Here is a 16,876-nt window from a genome sequence, read left to right on the forward strand (position 1 = left end):
CCGCCACGCGCCGACATTCGCCGCCACTCGCCGGCTTCCGCCGCGTTCGGGCCCTAGACGCCTCCGGTGTGCACCTGGAACGCCGCCCGGCGCACGGCCTTGGCCAGGGCCGGGTCCGGGTGCGCGGCAGCCAGCGCGACCAGGACCTGGACGGTACGGGGGTGGCCGCCGGCCCGGACCTCGTCGAGCAGCGCCGGGACCGTGCCCTGCACCGCGGAGTCGAGATGGCGCAGCAGCAGCTGGGGCTCGCCGTGGTCGGCGACAGCCGCCGCGGTGTCCACCCAGAGCCAGGTCGCTTCCTCACGGGTGAGGACCTCGGCGGCGTCCTCGGGGTCCGCTCCCTCGTACTCGGCGAGCCAGAGCAGGACGTAGGGGCGCAGTGAGGGCTCGTCGGCGGCTGCGCGGACGTCTGCCTCGGCGGGGGCGCCGACCACGCGCAGGGCCTCGAAGGCGAGTCCGCGCAGCAGGGCGTCCTCGCCACGGGCGACGCCGAGGAGCTCGGCGACCGCGCTGGAGACGGTGCGGGCTGCGAGCCAGGCGCGGTACTCGGCGCGGGCCGGGCCGGGGGTGAGGCGGGCGCAGCCGCGCAGCATGTCCTCGGCGGGCTGCTCGATATTGCCGGCGGGGCTCTGTGCGGCCACGCAGATCTGCTCGAGTTTGACCCAGACCGCCCAGTTGCCGAGCGGGGTGAGCGTGGCGGACCGGCCCTGGTCCAGGGTCAGGGCGCCGACGGCGGACAGGCCCTCCAGAGCCCAGTCGAGAAGAAGGGAGACAGGAACCGGCCGGGACTCGGGGTCGGACCCGGGCCCGGACTCGAGCGCGGTCTCCAGCTCGGTCTCGAGCGCGGCCCTGGCCTCGGAGTCGGCGCCGACGGCTCGTGGTTCGGACTGAGGACCGTGGGCGACCTCGCAGCGCTCCTCGCGCAGTTCCACGACGCGCTGCTGCAGGAGGTCGAGAAGGACCGGTACGAGCACGGGGCCGGCCGACAGCTGGAGGAGGGAGAGCACCTGGGGGACGGCCTCGACGACCTCGGCGACCGCGCTGGGGGCGACATCGTCGGGCGCGGGATGGACCAGCGACCAGGCGTCGAAGAGGGCGACCCAGCCGCGCAGTACGGCCATGTCGTCACGGTCCCAGGCGCGCAGCCGCCAGCCGGGGCGTGCGGTGTCGCCGTGCAGCTCGACCAGGCCGGCGAGGCGGGCGCGGTCCCAGCCCGCGCGTACTTGGCGCGGGGTCAACTCCAGGGCGGCCGCGGCCCGATCCTGGGCGCGGTCGGCGAGCGGGGCGGTGCTGGGGTCCCGCTCGACGGCGGCCCAGCGGGCGATCCGTACGGCGTCGGCGAGGACCGCCCGCGCCTGGCGGGCGAGCTCGGCGGGGGCCGGCGTGCCCTCGGGAGGCCGCGGGACAGGCCGGGTGTGCCGGGTCGTCACGGCCCGCCGTGCGGCGGCCAGCGATCGCGGGCGGACAAGACGGAGTCTGGAGTTGCGCGCCAATTGCTCATCAGGCTTTCGGGACGTCACGGGGAGCAGTCTTCCCGCTGACGGCCCGAAAGCCCAAACGGAACCTGGTCGGCCGGACTGAGCGGCCGTCCTGCCAGGCATTACCCGTCGGCTGTCCAGGAACTACATCGGGCAGGAACTACATCAGGGGGGTGAGGAAACGACGGAGGGCTTCTTCGTAGCGTGCCGGGTCGGCGTTCCACATCGCGGCGTGCGGGGCGTGCTGGACGGTCTGCAGGCTGATCAGCCGGGGGCGGCGGGCGGCGAGTTCGCGGGACGGATACCACGGCGCGAGGGTGTCGTCCGGGCCGTGGTAGATCAGCGTCGGTACGCGCATCGTGTCCGGGTCCGCGGCCTCGAGCAGCCGGTCGCCGTGCAGTCCCGTTCTGCCCTGCGCAGCCCTGACGGCGAGCGTCAGCAGCGGCCCCGGGGTGCCCCGGGCGGCGGCCAGATTGCGCAGCGTGGCTTCCCAGTCGAGGACCGGTGAGTCCAGTACGAGTCCGTTGATCCGGTCGCGCAGCGCGGAGTTGGCCGTGGCGTGCAGGGCCATCGAGGCGCCGGTGGACCAGCCGTGGAGGACGATGCGCTGGGCGCCGTAGCGCACGGCGTAGCGGATGGCGGCGTCCAGGTCGCGCCACTCGGAGTCGCCGAGGTGACCGAGGCCGTCCGGGGATCTGGGGGCGCCGAGATCTCCGCGGTAGCCGAGGTCGAGCACCGGGAACCGGTGGGCGTGCAGAAACTTCATGATGTTCATGGGGTGTTCCCGTGTGGCGCCCAGGCCGTGCACAGTGATCACCCAGGTGTCGCGGGCGCCGGGCACGAACCAGGCGGGCAGCGCGCCCAGTTCGCCGGGGATGTCGATATCGCTGTACTTGAGGCCGAGCGCGCTGCCCGGGTCGCCGCTGTGCACCTGCGGGGTGAGCCGCACCCGGGTGCCCGCTTCCAGGCTGCCGTGGGTGACGCGTTCCAGTCGGCGTACGACGGTGTCGGCGGCGTGCGGGACATCGTCGAGGACGGGGCCGACGACCGCGTGGACGTCCGGGCCCTCGATTCCGTACGTACCGGGGCGCAGCGAGGCGAGGCTGCGGGTCAGCGTCAGCCGGCCCGGGGCCGTGGCGTGCACGGTGAGCCGGGGGTCACCGGGCAGGGGCAGGCCGGGCGGCGCCTTGAGCGCGAGGTCGCTTGCGTAGCGGCCGGCCGCTATCGCGGCCGCGCCGACACCGATCAGAGTGGTGACGGCTACTGCCGTCGCTGTTGCCGGGCGCACCGTTCCAGTGTCGGCACCCCCGCGCCGTGCGGCCAGTGGACGGGGGCCGCCGGTGTCGGCGGAGGCCTCCGGCGCCGAGGCGGTCGGCACGTCAGCGGGGCTGGCCGTAGCTCTGAAGCTTGTCCGCCACCTCGTGCAGCTGGGACCGGGAGAGCAGGGTGGGCGAGTAGCCGGGCAGCGCCGCGGCGGTCAGCCAGAGCCGGCACATCCACTCCAGCTGGGCGGTGCGGTCGTAGGCCTGGTCGAGGGAGTCGCCGTAGGTGACCGTGCCGTGGTTCTGGAGGAGGCAGCCGGTGCGGTCCCGCAGGGCGCGCAGCATGTTCTCGGCCAGCTCCTCCGTTCCGTACAGGGCGTACGCGGCGACGCGCACGGGGCCGCCGAGGGCGGCCGCCATGTAGTGGATGAGCGGCAGCTCGGGGACGAGGGTGGAGACGGCGGTGGCGTGCACGGCGTGGGTGTGCACGACGGCGACGGCGGGGGTGTTCCGGTAGACCTCGAGGTGCAGCGGCAGCTCGCTGGTGGGGGCGAGATCGCCGAGGACCTGGTTCCCGTCGAGATCGACGGCGACGGTGTCCTCGGGAGTGAGCCGGTCGTAGGGCACTCCGCTCGGGGTGACCAGGACGAGTCCGCCGACCCGTACCGAGACATTGCCCGAGGTGCCCACCACCAGGCCTTCCGCCGCTGTTCTGCGGGCCGTGGCCACGAGGTCTTCCCACGCCCGCTCGATCGCGTCCTGCCGCACCTGATCGGTCATGCGGCGATCCTGTCAGGCGGGGCCGGGAGGCCACAGAGGTCACGGTGACGGAGATCACCCAAATCGCCAGAAAAGGCATCTTCCGCGCCACCGCCCCCGCCATTGCCGCGATGATCGGCGAGCGGGGTGACGGATCCTCACTTGCGGACACCGCAAAGCCCGTCTCAGTTCATCTTCCGTTCACCCAGATTAACTACGTTCGCCGAGCCACTGACGTCGAACGATTGCCTGGGTAAATGGAACACATCACCTTGCTGCTCGCGATTGTGATCGCGACAGCTCTCGTGTTCGATTTCACGAACGGTTTCCATGACACCGCCAACGCGATGGCGACGACCATCTCGACCGGCGCTCTGAAGCCCAAGACGGCGGTGGCCATGGCCGCCGCGCTCAACCTCGTCGGCGCGTTCCTGTCGGTGGAGGTCGCCAAGACGATCTCCAGCGGCATCGTCACCGAGTCAGGCATCACACCCGAAGTCATCTTCGCTGCGCTCGTCGGCGCCATCCTCTGGAACCTGATGACCTGGCTGATCGGCCTGCCGTCCAGTTCCTCGCACGCCCTCATGGGCGGTCTGATCGGCGCCACCATCGCCTCGGTCGGCGTCAGCGGCGTCAATGGCGGCACGGTCGTCACCAAGGTGCTGATTCCCGCGATCGCGGCCCCGCTGGTCGCCGGTATCGCGGCGTTCCTCGCCGCCCGGCTGACGTACAAGATCGGCAAGAACGCGGACAAGAAGGCCACCGCGAAGGGCTACCGCGCCGGCCAGATCGCCTCGGCGGGCCTGGTCTCCCTGGCCCACGGCACCAACGACGCCCAGAAGACCATGGGCGTCATCACGCTGGCGCTCGTCGCCGGCGGTGTCCTCTCCCCCGGCTCCAACCCCCCGATGTGGGTCATCCTCTCCGCCGGTCTCGCGATCGCGATGGGCACCTACCTCGGCGGCTGGCGCATCATCCGCACCCTGGGCACGGGCCTCACCGACCTCCAGCCGCAGCAGGGCTTCGCCGCCCAGACCAGCGCGGCCAGCGTCATCCTCGCCTCCTCCAACCTCGGCTTCTCGCTGTCGACCACGCACTCCTGCTCCGGCGCCGTGATGGGCGCGGGCCTGGGCCGCAAGGGCGGCGTGGTCCGCTGGTCCACCGCCACCCGGATGTTCGTCGCCTGGGGTCTGACCCTGCCGGCCGCGGGTCTGGTCGCCGCGGGCTCGGAGTTCGTGTCCCGGCAGGGCGACTGGGGTGTCGCGGTCGTCGCGGCCTTCCTGATCGGCGCCTGCGCCGCGATCTGGTTCATCTCCCGCCGCCAGGTGATCGACCACACCAACGTCAACGCGGCGGACGCCGACGCCGAGCCCGCGGGTGTCGTGACCACCGCCATCGCGGCCGTCACCCCGCCGCCGGCCGGCACGCCCGCGCAGGACTTCAAGACCACCATCCCGGCTCCGGCCCCCGCCGACTCCGAGCCGACGCAGCCGGCCACGGTGTAAGGACAGATCAGCATGAACATCGACTGGGCAGCTCTCGGCTCCGTCTTCGGCGTGAGCCTCGTCGCCACCGTCGCCCTGGTGGGTCTGTTCACCCTGGGCATCGTCGGCCTGACCAAGCAGGAGACGGCGGCCGCACAAGGCGGTTCCGCGGCCCTGGCACGCACCGGCGCGTACGCCTGCTTCGCGCTCTGCGCGACGGCCGTGGCGTACGGGATCTATCTGATCGTCATCTGACGGCACGGTTCACCAGTTCCACGAGCTTCATCAACCGCTTCACAGGCCGGGCCGGGCACCCCTTCGGGTGACCCGGCCCGGCTCTTGCGTCACGGGCGACGTGGCGGTACGGCCTGTTTTCGACACCTGGCGGAAATCCGCCCCGCATGTGTGCCCCAACACACTCTTGCATCGCAGGTCAAAGGCAAGTTGACGGTCGTTCTCGCAGCGTGGTGGACTGCCGAAGCCATCTACGGCGGCAGAAGAGGAAGCCGGTGCAAATCCGGCGCGGTCCCGCCACTGTCACCGGGGAGCAGTCCCCGGAAGCCAGGAACTCTCACCGCCGGTCACGTCGAACCAGGGCGCGGACACCCTGAGTGAGGACATATCGCCATGCCCGGCTGCGGTTCAGTTCCTGCTGTGAGTACGAGGGTCGTTCGAGGCGAAGCGTCGGCCTGAACCCATGCGTGCCGACCGTGAATTCGTATACGGATCCGCCGCCGGCCTGGCCGGCGACCTGCTGCTCGGCGATCCCCGCCGCGGGCATCCGGTCGCCGCGTTCGGGCGGGCCGCGGGCGCTGTCGAGCATGTCCTGTGGCGTGACCACCGTGGCTGGGGCGCACTGCACACCGCTGTGTGCGCCGGAGGCGCCGCGGGTGCCGCCGCGGTTCTCGCGCGCGGTGTACGCGGCCGCGGCCGCGCATCCGTCGCACTGATCGCCGCAGCCACCTGGGCCGTCGTCGGAGGTACGTCGCTGGGCCGCGAGGCGCGGGCCATCGGCGGCGCGCTTGCCGCCGGTGACGTGGACGTGGCGCGGGAGCGCCTGCCGCATCTGTGCGGGCGCGATCCGCAGGCGCTGGACGAGCAGCAGATCGCACGCGCCGTCGTCGAGTCCGTCGCCGAGAACACCTCCGACGCCGTGGTGGGCGCGCTGGTCTGGGGCGCCCTCGCGGGTGTGCCGGGTCTGGTGGGGTTCCGTGCCGTCAACACGCTGGACGCGATGGTCGGGCACAAGTCGTCCAAATACCGGAGGTTCGGCTGGGCCTCGGCGCGGCTCGACGATGTGGCCGGCTGGCCGGGGGCCCGGCTCACCGCGGGACTCGCGGTACTCGCGGGCGGGGATGCGCGCGGAGCCGTACGGGCCTGGCGGGCCGATGCGAAGAAGCACCCGAGCCCGAACGCGGGCCCGGTGGAGGCTGCGTTCGCGGGGGCGCTCGGCGTACGGCTGGGCGGGACCCTCTCGTACGGCGGCCGGGTGGAGCACCGTCCCGTACTCAACGGCAGCGGGCGCCCGGTGGAGTTCGGCGACATCGAACGCGCCGTACGGCTCTCGCGGCGCGTCGGCTGGCTGACACTGGCGACCTGCGCGGCGGGCCGCCTGGCAGGTCACGCACTGCGCGCGCGGCGCGCGGGAAAGGGGCGGGGATGAGCAGGCGCAGAGGCGGCGGGCTGCTGGTGGCGGGGACCACGTCCGACGCGGGCAAGAGCGTCGTCACGGCCGGGATCTGCCGGTGGCTGGTGCGGCGAGGAGTGAAGGTCGCGCCCTTCAAGGGGCAGAACATGTCCCTCAATTCCTTCGTGACGCGCGAGGGCGCGGAGATCGGCCGGGCGCAGGCCATGCAGGCGCAGGCCGCACGCGTGGAGCCGAGCGCGCTGATGAATCCCGTGCTGCTCAAGCCGGGCAGCGACCGGTCGAGCCAGGTGGTCCTGATGGGCAAACCGGTGGGCGAACTGAGCGCCCGCGGGTTCTTCGGGGGGTCTGAGGGGGCGTCCCCCGGGAAAACGCTGCACGGTGGGCGGCAGGAGGCGCTGCTCGGGACCGTAGTGGAGTGCCTGGAGGAGCTGCGGGGCACGTATGAAGCCGTGATCTGCGAGGGGGCGGGCAGTCCGGCCGAGATCAATCTGCGGCGTACGGACATCGTGAACATGGGCATCGCGCGAGCGGCACAGCTCCCGGTGCTGGTGGTCGGAGACATCGACCGCGGTGGGGTCTTCGCCTCGTTCTTCGGGACCACCGCGCTGCTCAGCGCCGAGGATCAGGCGCTGGTCGCCGGATACATCGTCAACAAGTTCCGCGGCGATGTGTCGCTGCTGGAGCCCGGTATCGAGATGCTGCGCGGGCTGACCGGGCGGCACACGTACGGGATTCTGCCGTACGCCCACGGGCTCGGCATCGACGAGGAGGACGGGCTGCGGGTCTCGCTGCGCGGCGCGGTACGGGAGTCGGTGGTCGCGCCGCCCGTGGGCGAGGACGTACTGCGGGTCGCGGTCTGTGCCGTGCCCCTGATGTCCAACTTCACGGACGTGGACGCGCTGGCCGCCGAGCCCGGTGTCGTCGTGCGGTTCGTGGACCGGGCCGAGGAACTTGTCGACGCCGACCTGGTGGTCGTGCCGGGAACCCGGGGCACGGTCAAGGCCCTGGAGTGGCTCAAGGAGCGCGGGCTGGCCGACGCGCTGGCGCGCCGGGCTGCCGAGGGGCGGCCCGTGCTCGGTGTCTGCGGCGGTTTCCAGCTCCTCGGCGAACACATCGAGGACGAGGTCGAGTCGCGGGCGGGCCGTGTCCAGGGGCTTGGGCTGCTGCCCGTGCGGGTGCGGTTCGCTCGCGAGAAGACCCTCGCCCGGCCGGTCGGCGAGGCCCTGGGTGAACGCGTGGAGGGCTACGAGATCCACCACGGCGTCGCCGAAGTACTCGGCGGCGACACGTTCATCTCCGATGGCGACGGACACAGCCTGGACGGCTGCCGGGTCGGTGCCGTCTGGGGTACGCACTGGCACGGATCGCTGGAGAGCGACGGCTTCCGCCGGGCGTTCCTGCGCGACGTCGCCGAGGCCGCGGGCCGGCGGTTCGTGCCCGCGCCCGACACCAGCTTCGGCGCGCTGCGCGAAGAGCAGCTGGACCGCCTCGGCGACCTCATCGAAGAACACGCGGATACGGATGCGCTGCTGCGGCTGATCGAGTCGGGCGCACCCTCAGGACTTCCCTTCATCGCACCTGGAGCGCCATGAGCACCGAGAGCACCGTGCTGTTGCTGTCCACCGCCGATACGGATCTGCTGGCGGCCCGGGCCTCCGGCGCGCCCTACCGCATCGGCAATCCGACCCGTATCGATGTGGCGGAGGAGCTGCCCGCGCTCATCGCGGGCGCGTCCGTCGCGGTCGTACGGCTGCTCGGCGGGAAGCGGGCCTGGGAGGACGGGCTCGCGGCCCTCAAGGCGTCCGGGATTCCGACCGTGCTGCTGGGCGGCGAGGCGGTGCCCGACGCGGAGTTGATGGCCGAGTCGTCCGTGCACGCGGGTGCTGTCGCGGAGGCCCTGCAGTATCTCGTCGAGGGCGGTCCCGGGAACCTCGTCGAGCTGTCCCGGTTCCTGACGGAGGACGTGCTGCTGGCCGGTCACGGTCGGGCCGCAGGCGCGCAGGACAGGCACAGTGCCGAGCCGCAGAAGATGCCGGAGTGGGGCGTGCACGGCACGCGTGCGTATGTGGAGGGGCGGCCGAGCGTCGGCGTGCTCTTCTACCGCGCGCACCAGCTCTCCGGCAACACCGGCTTCGTCGACACGCTGTGCGACGCGATCGAGGCCCGCGGGTCCAACGCCCTTCCCGTGTACTGCGGTTCGCTGCGCGGCGCCGACGCCGAGCTGTACGAGCTGCTCGCCAGGACCGATGCGCTGGTCGCCACGGTGCTGGCGGCGGGCGGCACGCGAGCGAGTGACGCCAGTGCCGGCGGGGACGACGAGGCCTGGGACATCGGCGCGCTCGCCGAGCTCAACGTGCCGGTGCTGCAGGGACTGTGCCTGACCTCGTCGAAGGCCACCTGGGAGGCGTCGGACGCGGCCCTGTCCCCCATGGACGCGGCGATGCAGGTGGCGATCCCCGAGTTCGACGGGCGGATCATCACGGTCCCGTTCTCCTTCAAGGAGCAGGGCCCCGACGACGTGCCGGTGTATGTCGCCGACCCGGAGCGCGCCGGGCGCGTCGCCGGAATCGCCGTACGCCACGCCCGGTTGAAGCACAAGCCGAACGCCGAGAAGAAGCTCGCGCTCGTCTTCACCGCCTACCCGACGAAGCATTCACGGGTCGGCAACGCCGTCGGTCTCGACACCCCGGCGTCCGCCGTGCGGGTGCTGGACGCGCTGCGCGACGCCGGTTACGCCGTGGAGGGCTACCCCGACAACGGCGACGAGCTGATCCACCGGCTGATCAACGCCGGTGGTCACGATGTGGAGTGGCTGACCGAGGAGCAGCTGGCCGCCGCCCCCGAGCGCGTGCCGCTCGCCGACTACCGCGCCTGGTTCGACAAGCTGGAGCCGGACCTGCGCGACGGAATGCTGGAGCACTGGGGTGAGCCGCCGGGCAGCCTGTACGTCGACGGCGACGAGATCGTGCTGGCATCCCTGCAGTTCGGGAACGTCGTCGTGATGATCCAGCCGCCGCGCGGCTTCGGCGAGAACCCGATCGCGATCTACCACGACCCCGATATGCCGCCCTCGCACCACTACATGGCGGCGTACCGCTGGCTGGACAACAGTTTCGGCGCGGACGCGATCGTGCACATGGGCAAGCACGGCACCATGGAGTGGCTGCCGGGCAAGGGGCTCGGACTGTCGGCGGGCTGCGGTCCCGACGCGGTGCTCGGCGAACTGCCGCTGGTGTACCCGTTCATCGTCAACGACCCGGGCGAGGGCACCCAGGCCAAGCGCCGCGGTCACGCCACCGTCGTGGACCATCTGGTGCCGCCGATGGCGCGTGCCGACACCTACGGCGACCTGGCCAAGCTGGAACAGCTGCTCGACGAGTACGCGCTCGTCAGCGATCTCGACCCGACGAAGGCCCCGGCCGTACGGGCGCAGATCTGGACGCTGGTGAAGGCCGCGGAGCTGCACCACGATCTGCATGTGGACGAGCAGCCGGACGACGGCGAGTTCGACTCGTTCGTCATGCACATCGACGGCTATCTCTGCGAGATCAAGGATGTCCAGATCAGGGATGGTCTGCACATCCTGGGCGGCGGCCCGGAGGCCGAGGCCCGGGTCAATCTCGTACTGGCCGTGCTGCGCGCCTCTCAGGTGTGGGGCGGCACGGCGAACGCGCTGCCGGGCCTTCGGGCTTGTCTCGCCGAGCACTTCGGTCTGGTGGAGAAGGAGCTGCTTGGCGAGCCGGGTGCGCCAGTGAAGGTGCCGGTGGAGCTCACGGAACTGGTCGACGGCCCCGCACGGACCGGCGCCGACGCGATCGATCTGCTGGAGCAGCTGTGCCGGCGGCTCGCGGAGGGCATGGAGGAGCGCGGCTGGGAGGTGTCCGCCGCGGCCGGTCTCGTGGCTGAGGTGCTGGGCACCGCTGTGCCTTCCGGGGTGACACCTCCTGGACCCATCTGCCCGGACGCGGTGGCCGTGCTGGGCTTCGCCTGCGCGGAGGTCGTGCCGCGACTGGCCCGTACGACGGACGAGATCGACCATATTCTGCTGGCGCTGGACGGCGGTTACGTACCGGCCGGTCCTTCCGGGTCACCGACGCGCGGTCTGGTGAATGTGCTGCCGACCGGCCGCAACTTCTACTCCGTCGACCCCAAGGCGATTCCGTCCCGGCTGTCGTGGGAGGTCGGCCAGGCGCTGGCCGACTCGCTCGTGGCCCGGTATCTCACGGACACGGGTGAGTACCCCAAGTCGGTGGGTCTGACGGTGTGGGGCACATCCGCGATGCGCACCCAGGGCGACGACATCGCCGAGATCCTGGCGCTGCTGGGCTGCCGGCCGGTCTGGGACGACGCGTCGAGGCGGGTCACCGGCTTCGAGGTCGTACCGGTCGCGGAGCTGGGCCGTCCGCGCATCGATGTGACGGTGCGCATCTCCGGCTTCTTCCGGGACGCCTTCCCGCATGTGGTGGGGCTGATCGACGACGCGGTACGGGCGGTGGCGGAGCTGGACGAGCCGGCCGAGTCCAACTACGTACGGGCGCATGCCGACGAGGACACCGCCGAGCACGGCGACCGGCGGCGCGCCACGGCCCGGATCTTCGGCTCGAAGCCGGGTGCCTATGGTGCGGGGCTGCTGCCGCTGATCGATGCGCGGAACTGGCGCAGCGACGCCGACCTGGCCGAGGTGTACGCGGTGTGGGGCGGTTATGCGTACGGGCGCGGACTCGAAGGGCGGGCGGCGCGCGGGGACATGGAGACGGCGTTCCGGCGGATCGCGGTCGCCGCGAAGAACGTCGACACCAGGGAGCACGACCTCGTCGACGCCGACGATTACTTCCAGTACCACGGCGGGATGGTCGCCATGGTGCGGCATCTGACCGGTGAGTCGCCCGAGGCGTATGTGGGTGACAGCGCCACGCCGGACCAGGTGAAGACGCGCACGCTGGGCGAGGAGACGCACCGGGTGTTCCGGGCGCGGGTGGTCAATCCGCGCTGGATGGCGGCGATGCGGCGGCACGGCTACAAGGGCGCGTTCGAGATGGCCGCGACGGTGGACTACCTGTTCGGGTACGACGCCACGGCGGGTGTCGTGGATGACTGGATGTACGAGAAGCTCTCCGCGGAGTACGTCTTCGACCCCGAGAACCGCGCGTTCATGGAGAAGTCGAACCCGTGGGCGCTGCGGGGCATCACGGAGCGGCTGCTGGAGGCGGCGGACCGGGGGCTGTGGGCGGAGCCGGACGCGGAGACGCTGGAGCGGCTGCGGGCGACATATCTGGAGCTCGAGGGTGATTTGGAGGGGGACGCGTGAGGGTTGCGCCTGCAGCGGGCTGCAAGAACCGGGGCTCCGCCCCGGACCCCGCGCCTCAAACGCCGGCGAGGCTTGATTCGGAATCTCCCCGCCTCAACACGATCGAGGAGTCCGCATGAGCACCCCATACCCCTTCACCGCGATCGTCGGCATGGACGACCTGCGGCTCGGGCTGCTGCTGAATGCCGTCTCCCCCGCCGTGGGCGGTGTGCTCGTGCGTGGTGAGAAGGGGACCGCCAAGTCGACCGCCGTACGTGCGCTTTCCGCGTTGATCCCGGAGGTTCCGGTGGTCTCCGGGTGCCGGTTCTCGTGCGACCCCGCGTCGCCGGACCCGGCGTGCCCCGACGGTCCGCACGAGCTCGGCGGCGGTGTGGCGCGCCCGGCGCGGATGGTCGAGCTGCCCGTCGGCGCGTCCGAGGACCGGCTCGTCGGTGCCCTCGACATCGAGCGGGCGCTGGCCGAGGGCGTGAAGGCCTTCGAGCCGGGGCTGCTCGCGGACGCGCACCGCGGGATTCTCTACGTGGATGAGGTCAACCTCCTCCATGACCACCTCGTCGACCTGCTGCTTGACGCGGCCGCCATGGGCGCTTCGTACGTCGAGCGTGAAGGCGTCTCGGTGCGGCACGCCGCCCGTTTCCTGCTCGTGGGGACCATGAACCCCGAAGAGGGCGAGTTGCGGCCTCAGTTGCTGGACCGCTTCGGGCTCACCGTCGAGGTCGCGGCCTCGCGGGAGCCCGATCAGCGGGTGGAGGTCGTGCGCCGTCGGCTCGCGTACGACGACGATCCGGCCGGATTCGCCGCTCGCTGGGCGGACGAGGAGTCGGCCCTGCGGGCCCGGATCGTGGCTGCGCGGGCGCTGCTGCCCGACGTCCGGCTGGGGGACGGCGCGTTGCGGCAGATCGCCGCGACCTGTGCGGCCTTCGAGGTGGACGGTATGCGCGCCGACATCGTGATGGCCCGTACCGCAACCGCGCTCGCCGCGTGGGCGGGGCGTACGGAGGTGCTCGCCGAGGATGTACGGCAGGCCGCTCTGCTGGCGCTCCCCCACCGGCGGCGGCGCAATCCCTTCGACGCCCCCGGCCTCGACGAGAACAAGCTCGACGAGACCTTGGAGGAATTCGGCGACGACGATCCGGACCCCGATCCGGACGGGCCGGGCGGGGGCGGGCAGCCGCCGCAGGGCGGGCCCGAGGTGCCGCCGCAGGGCGATGGCGGACAGGGCAACACGCCCGCGCAGGCGGAGCCGGCCGAGGGTGGTACTCCGCAGGCCGGCGGCGGTGAGCAGCAGCCCGTACGGGCCGCCGAGCCGTTCCGTACGAAGATGCTGAGCGTGCCGGGTCTCGGCGAGGGCGCGGCGGGGCGCAGGTCCCGTGCGCGGACCGAGCACGGCCGGACAACGGGTGCGCGGCGGCCCCAAGGGGCGCTCACCAAGCTGCACTTGGCGGCGACCGTGCAGGCCGCGGCCCCGCACCAGCGGGCACGCGGGCGCAGCGGCCGGGGTCTGGTGGTCCGCCGGGACGATCTGCGGCAGGCGAACCGCGAGGGACGCGAGGGGAACCTGGTGCTCTTCGTGGTGGACGCGTCGGGTTCGATGGCGGCCCGGCAGCGGATGAGCGCGGTGAAGGGTGCGGTGCTTTCGCTGCTGCTCGACGCCTACCAGCGGCGCGACAAGGTCGGGCTGATCACCTTCCGCGGGAAGGACGCGGAGGTGGCGCTGCCGCCGACCTCGTCGGTGGACGCGGCCGCCGCCCGTCTGGAGACGCTGCCGACGGGCGGTCGTACGCCGCTGGCGGCCGGGCTGCTCAAGGCGCACGACGTGCTGCGGGTGGAGCGTATGCGCGATCCTTCGCGCCGGCCGCTGCTGGTCGTGGTGACGGACGGCCGGGCGACGGGCGGGGTCGATCCGGTGGCGCTGGCGTCGCGTGCGGCGCGGCTGCACTCCGCCGAAGGGACGGCCGCGATCGTCGTGGACTGCGAGTCCGGGCCCGTACGGCTCGGTCTCTCGAGCACACTGGCCGTCGATCTCGGCGGCGCCGCCGTCACCCTCGACGAGCTGCGCGCCGACTCCATCGCCGGGCTCGTCAAGGACGTTCAGACTGCAAGGAGGGCCGCGTAATGCCGCAAGGACAGCCGTCCGTCGTACCGGACGACGGACTCACCACCCGCCAGCGCCGCAACCGCCCGCTCGTCGTCGTCCACACGGGCATCGGCAAGGGCAAGTCGACGGCCGCGTTCGGGCTCGCGCTGCGCGCCTGGAACCAGGGGTGGCCGATCGGGGTGTTCCAGTTCGTCAAATCCGCGAAGTGGAAGGTCGGCGAGGAGAACGCGCTGAAGGTCCTCGGTGCCTCCGGCGAGGGCGGTCCTGTCGACTGGCACAAGATGGGCGAGGGCTGGTCGTGGGTGCAGCGCGACAAGCAGCTGAACAACGAGGAGGCGGCGCGCGAGGGCTGGGAGCAGGTCAAGCGCGATCTGGCGGCCGAGACGTATCAGCTGTATGTGCTGGATGAGTTCGCGTACCCGATGCACTGGGGGTGGGTGGACACGGACGAGGTGATCTCGGTGCTCCGGGACCGGCCGGGGACGCAGCATGTGGTGATCACCGGCCGCAACGCTCCGGCGGAGCTCATCGGGTTCGCCGATCTGGTGACCGACATGTCCAAGGTCAAGCACCCGATGGACACCGGTCAGAAGGGGCAGCGGGGCATCGAGTGGTAGCACGTCTCGTCATCGCCGCGCCGTCTTCCGGCAGCGGCAAGACCACCGTCGCGACGGGCCTGATGGCGGCCTTCGTCGCGGCGGGCCTCTCCGTGTCCCCGCACAAGGTCGGCCCCGACTACATCGACCCGGGCTATCACTCGCTCGCCACGGGACGCCCGGGGCGGAATCTGGACGCGTATCTGTGCGGTACGGAGCTGATCGCGCCGCTGTTCGCGCACGGCGCGGCGGGCTGCGATCTGGCCGTGGTCGAAGGCGTGATGGGGCTGTACGACGGGGCGGCGGGAGCCGGTGAGCTGGCGTCCACCGCTCAGGTCGCGAAGCTGCTGCGGGCGCCGGTGGTGCTGGTGGTGGACGCGTCCTCGCAGTCGCGGTCGGTGGCGGCGCTGGTGCACGGTTTCGCGTCCTGGGATCCGGAGGTGCGGATCGGGGGCGTGATTCTGAACAAGGTGGGGTCGGTGCGGCACGAGGAGCTGCTGCGGGAGGCGCTGGACGAGTCGGGGGTGCCGGTGCTGGGGGTGTTGCGGCGGTCCGACTTCGTGGGGACGCCGAGCCGGCACCTGGGGCTTGTGCCGGTCGCCGAGCGGCGGGCGGAGGCGGTGGCCTCTGTGGAGGCGATGGCCGAGCAGGTGCGGGAGGGGTGCGATCTGGAGGCGCTGCTCGCGCTTGCGCGGAGCGCGCCCGCGTTGCCGGACGCGCCGTGGGACCCGGGGGTGGCCTGCGGCGCTGTTCCCCTACCCGCCCCTTCCCGTAACCGGGGCCCCGCCCCGGACCCCGCGCCTCAAACGCCGGCGAGGCTGAAAATGTCGGCCGGGCCGCACAATCAGGCCCGCCGCAGGCCATTCCTCGTCGCCGTCGCCGGCGGGCCCGCGTTCACGTTCTCCTACGCCGAGCACACCGAGCTGCTCGCCGCCGCCGGCGCGGAGGTCGTCACGTTCGACCCGCTCCGGGACGAGCAACTGCCCGACGGGACACGGGGGCTCGTCATAGGCGGCGGGTTTCCCGAGGTGTACGCGCCCGAGCTGTCCGCCAACGACGCGCTGCGCAAGGCCGTCGCCGAGCTGGCACACTCCGGCGCGCCGGTCGCCGCCGAGTGCGCCGGGCTGCTGTATCTCACACGCGCCCTGGACGGGATGCCGATGTGCGGTGTCCTGGACGCCGAGGCACGGATGTCGCAGCGGCTCACACTCGGCTACCGGGAGGCCGTCGCGGTGAGCGACAGCGTCCTCGCGGCGGCCGGGACACGGCTGCATGGGCACGAGTTCCACCGCACGGTCATCGAGCCGGCCGCAGGGCCCGGCCCCGCCTGGGGGATGCACCGGCCCGAGCGGCGCGTGGAGGGATTCGTACAACAGGGCGTGCACGCGAGCTATCTGCATACGCACTGGGCGGCCACGCCCGGCATGGCAAGCAGATTCATTGAAAGGTGCGGAGCATGAGCAGCAGGCTGATCGGGGTCGGAGTCGGGCCCGGCGACCCGGAGTTGGTGACCGTGAAGGGCGTACGCGCGCTTCGGGAGGCCGATGCCGTCGTCGTACCTGTGATGGCCGGGTCCGACGGAACAGATGGGGGTGAGCCCGGGCGCGCCGAGGCGACCGTCCTGCACTACGTGGGCGCGGAGAAGGTCGTACGCGTCGTCTTCGCGCTCAACGAGCGCACCGACCGCGGCCGTCGCGAGGCCGCCTGGGACGCCGCGGGCAAGCGTGTCGCCGAGCTGCTGCGCGCGCACGGGTCCGTCGCCTTCGCGACGATCGGCGATCCCAATGTGTACTCGACGTTCACCTATCTCGCGCAGACCATCGCCGAACTGGTCCCGGGTACCGCCGTGGAGACCGTGCCCGGCATCACCGCCATGCAGGATCTGGCGGCCCGCAGCGGCGCCGTCCTCACCGAGGGCACCGAGCCGCTGACCCTGGTGCCGGTGACCGCTGGGGCTGCAGCGCTCAAGGACGCCCTGGAGGGCCCCGGCACGGTCGTCGCGTACAAGTTCGGGCGGCTCGCTGCGGAGGTGGCCACCGCGCTGCGTGAGACGGGACGTACCGAGGGCGCGGTGTGGGGGTCGGCGCTCGGGCTGCCCGAGGAGTCGATCCGGCCGGCCGCGGAGCTTGCCGAGGGAGCGCTGCCGTACCTCTCGACGCTGATCGCGCCGGCGCCGCGCGACGGTGGCCGCGGAGGCAAGCTGTGAGTTCACCACTCTCCTCGCTCGGCGGACCGCTCGGCAC

13 protein-coding genes and 1 riboswitch are annotated in these 16,876 nt (G+C 72.0%); of the genes, 10 read left to right on the forward strand and 3 right to left on the reverse strand.

The window, feature by feature from the left end:
- Nucleotides 1-53 precede the first annotated feature (53 nt).
- From ACFYXH_RS16570 to ACFYXH_RS16580, 3 genes are all read right to left on the reverse strand, one after another.
- The gene (locus tag ACFYXH_RS16570; protein WP_389563131.1) at nt 54-1,520 is read right to left on the reverse strand and encodes a hypothetical protein; all 1,467 of its coding nucleotides are present in this window, start codon (nt 1,518-1,520) and stop codon (nt 54-56) included.
- Nucleotides 1,521-1,638: 118 nt separating this feature from the next.
- Nucleotides 1,639-2,766, reverse strand: a complete 1,128-nt coding sequence (locus ACFYXH_RS16575; RefSeq protein WP_389563133.1) for an alpha/beta hydrolase — start codon at nt 2,764-2,766, stop codon at nt 1,639-1,641.
- A 91-nt stretch (nt 2,767-2,857) separates the two neighbouring features.
- Nucleotides 2,858-3,520: a class II aldolase/adducin family protein gene (locus ACFYXH_RS16580; RefSeq protein ID WP_389563135.1), complete on the reverse strand. Its 663-nt coding sequence runs from the start codon at nt 3,518-3,520 to the stop codon at nt 2,858-2,860.
- A gap of 44 nt (nt 3,521-3,564) precedes the next feature.
- Between ACFYXH_RS16580 and ACFYXH_RS16585 the strand changes: the two genes are divergently transcribed.
- The 10 genes from ACFYXH_RS16585 (at nt 3,565) to cobI (ending at nt 16,839) form a co-directional block, all read left to right on the forward strand.
- The gene (locus ACFYXH_RS16585) at nt 3,565-3,756 is read left to right on the forward strand and encodes a hypothetical protein (protein ID WP_389563137.1); all 192 of its coding nucleotides are present in this window, start codon (nt 3,565-3,567) and stop codon (nt 3,754-3,756) included.
- On the forward strand, nt 3,757-5,004 hold the full coding sequence (locus ACFYXH_RS16590; protein WP_389563139.1) for an anion permease: 1,248 nt from the start codon (nt 3,757-3,759) through the stop codon (nt 5,002-5,004). It begins immediately after the preceding gene.
- A gap of 12 nt (nt 5,005-5,016) precedes the next feature.
- The gene (locus ACFYXH_RS16595) at nt 5,017-5,238 is read left to right on the forward strand and encodes a hypothetical protein (RefSeq protein ID WP_389563140.1); all 222 of its coding nucleotides are present in this window, start codon (nt 5,017-5,019) and stop codon (nt 5,236-5,238) included.
- Nucleotides 5,239-5,433: 195 nt separating this feature from the next.
- A riboswitch (cobalamin riboswitch) is annotated at nt 5,434-5,575 on the forward strand.
- Between the two features lie 105 nt (nt 5,576-5,680).
- Nucleotides 5,681-6,646, forward strand: a complete 966-nt coding sequence (locus ACFYXH_RS16600) for a cobalamin biosynthesis protein (protein ID WP_389563141.1) — start codon at nt 5,681-5,683, stop codon at nt 6,644-6,646.
- Nucleotides 6,643-8,223, forward strand: coding sequence for a cobyric acid synthase (locus ACFYXH_RS16605; protein ID WP_389563143.1), 1,581 nt, complete (start codon nt 6,643-6,645; stop codon nt 8,221-8,223). The genes ACFYXH_RS16600 and ACFYXH_RS16605 overlap by 4 nt, the downstream gene beginning before the upstream one ends.
- The gene (gene cobN, locus ACFYXH_RS16610; protein WP_389563144.1) at nt 8,220-11,939 is read left to right on the forward strand and encodes a cobaltochelatase subunit CobN; all 3,720 of its coding nucleotides are present in this window, start codon (nt 8,220-8,222) and stop codon (nt 11,937-11,939) included. The genes ACFYXH_RS16605 and cobN overlap by 4 nt, the downstream gene beginning before the upstream one ends.
- A gap of 115 nt (nt 11,940-12,054) precedes the next feature.
- The gene (locus tag ACFYXH_RS16615; RefSeq protein ID WP_389563145.1) at nt 12,055-14,055 is read left to right on the forward strand and encodes a putative cobaltochelatase; all 2,001 of its coding nucleotides are present in this window, start codon (nt 12,055-12,057) and stop codon (nt 14,053-14,055) included.
- Entirely contained in the window at nt 14,055-14,654 is a 600-nt protein-coding gene (cobO, locus tag ACFYXH_RS16620) for a cob(I)yrinic acid a,c-diamide adenosyltransferase (RefSeq protein WP_385303503.1), read from the forward strand. The genes ACFYXH_RS16615 and cobO overlap by 1 nt, the downstream gene beginning before the upstream one ends.
- The gene (locus ACFYXH_RS16625; protein ID WP_389563147.1) at nt 14,648-16,093 is read left to right on the forward strand and encodes a cobyrinate a,c-diamide synthase; all 1,446 of its coding nucleotides are present in this window, start codon (nt 14,648-14,650) and stop codon (nt 16,091-16,093) included. The genes cobO and ACFYXH_RS16625 overlap by 7 nt, the downstream gene beginning before the upstream one ends.
- Nucleotides 16,090-16,839, forward strand: a complete 750-nt coding sequence (gene cobI / locus ACFYXH_RS16630) for a precorrin-2 C(20)-methyltransferase (protein WP_389563149.1) — start codon at nt 16,090-16,092, stop codon at nt 16,837-16,839. The genes ACFYXH_RS16625 and cobI overlap by 4 nt, the downstream gene beginning before the upstream one ends.
- The last annotated feature ends 37 nt before the right edge of the window (nt 16,840-16,876 follow it).

Origin of the sequence: Streptomyces sp. NPDC002730 (genome assembly GCF_042888805.1) — a bacterium.
Lineage (GTDB): Bacteria > Actinomycetota > Actinomycetes > Streptomycetales > Streptomycetaceae > Streptomyces.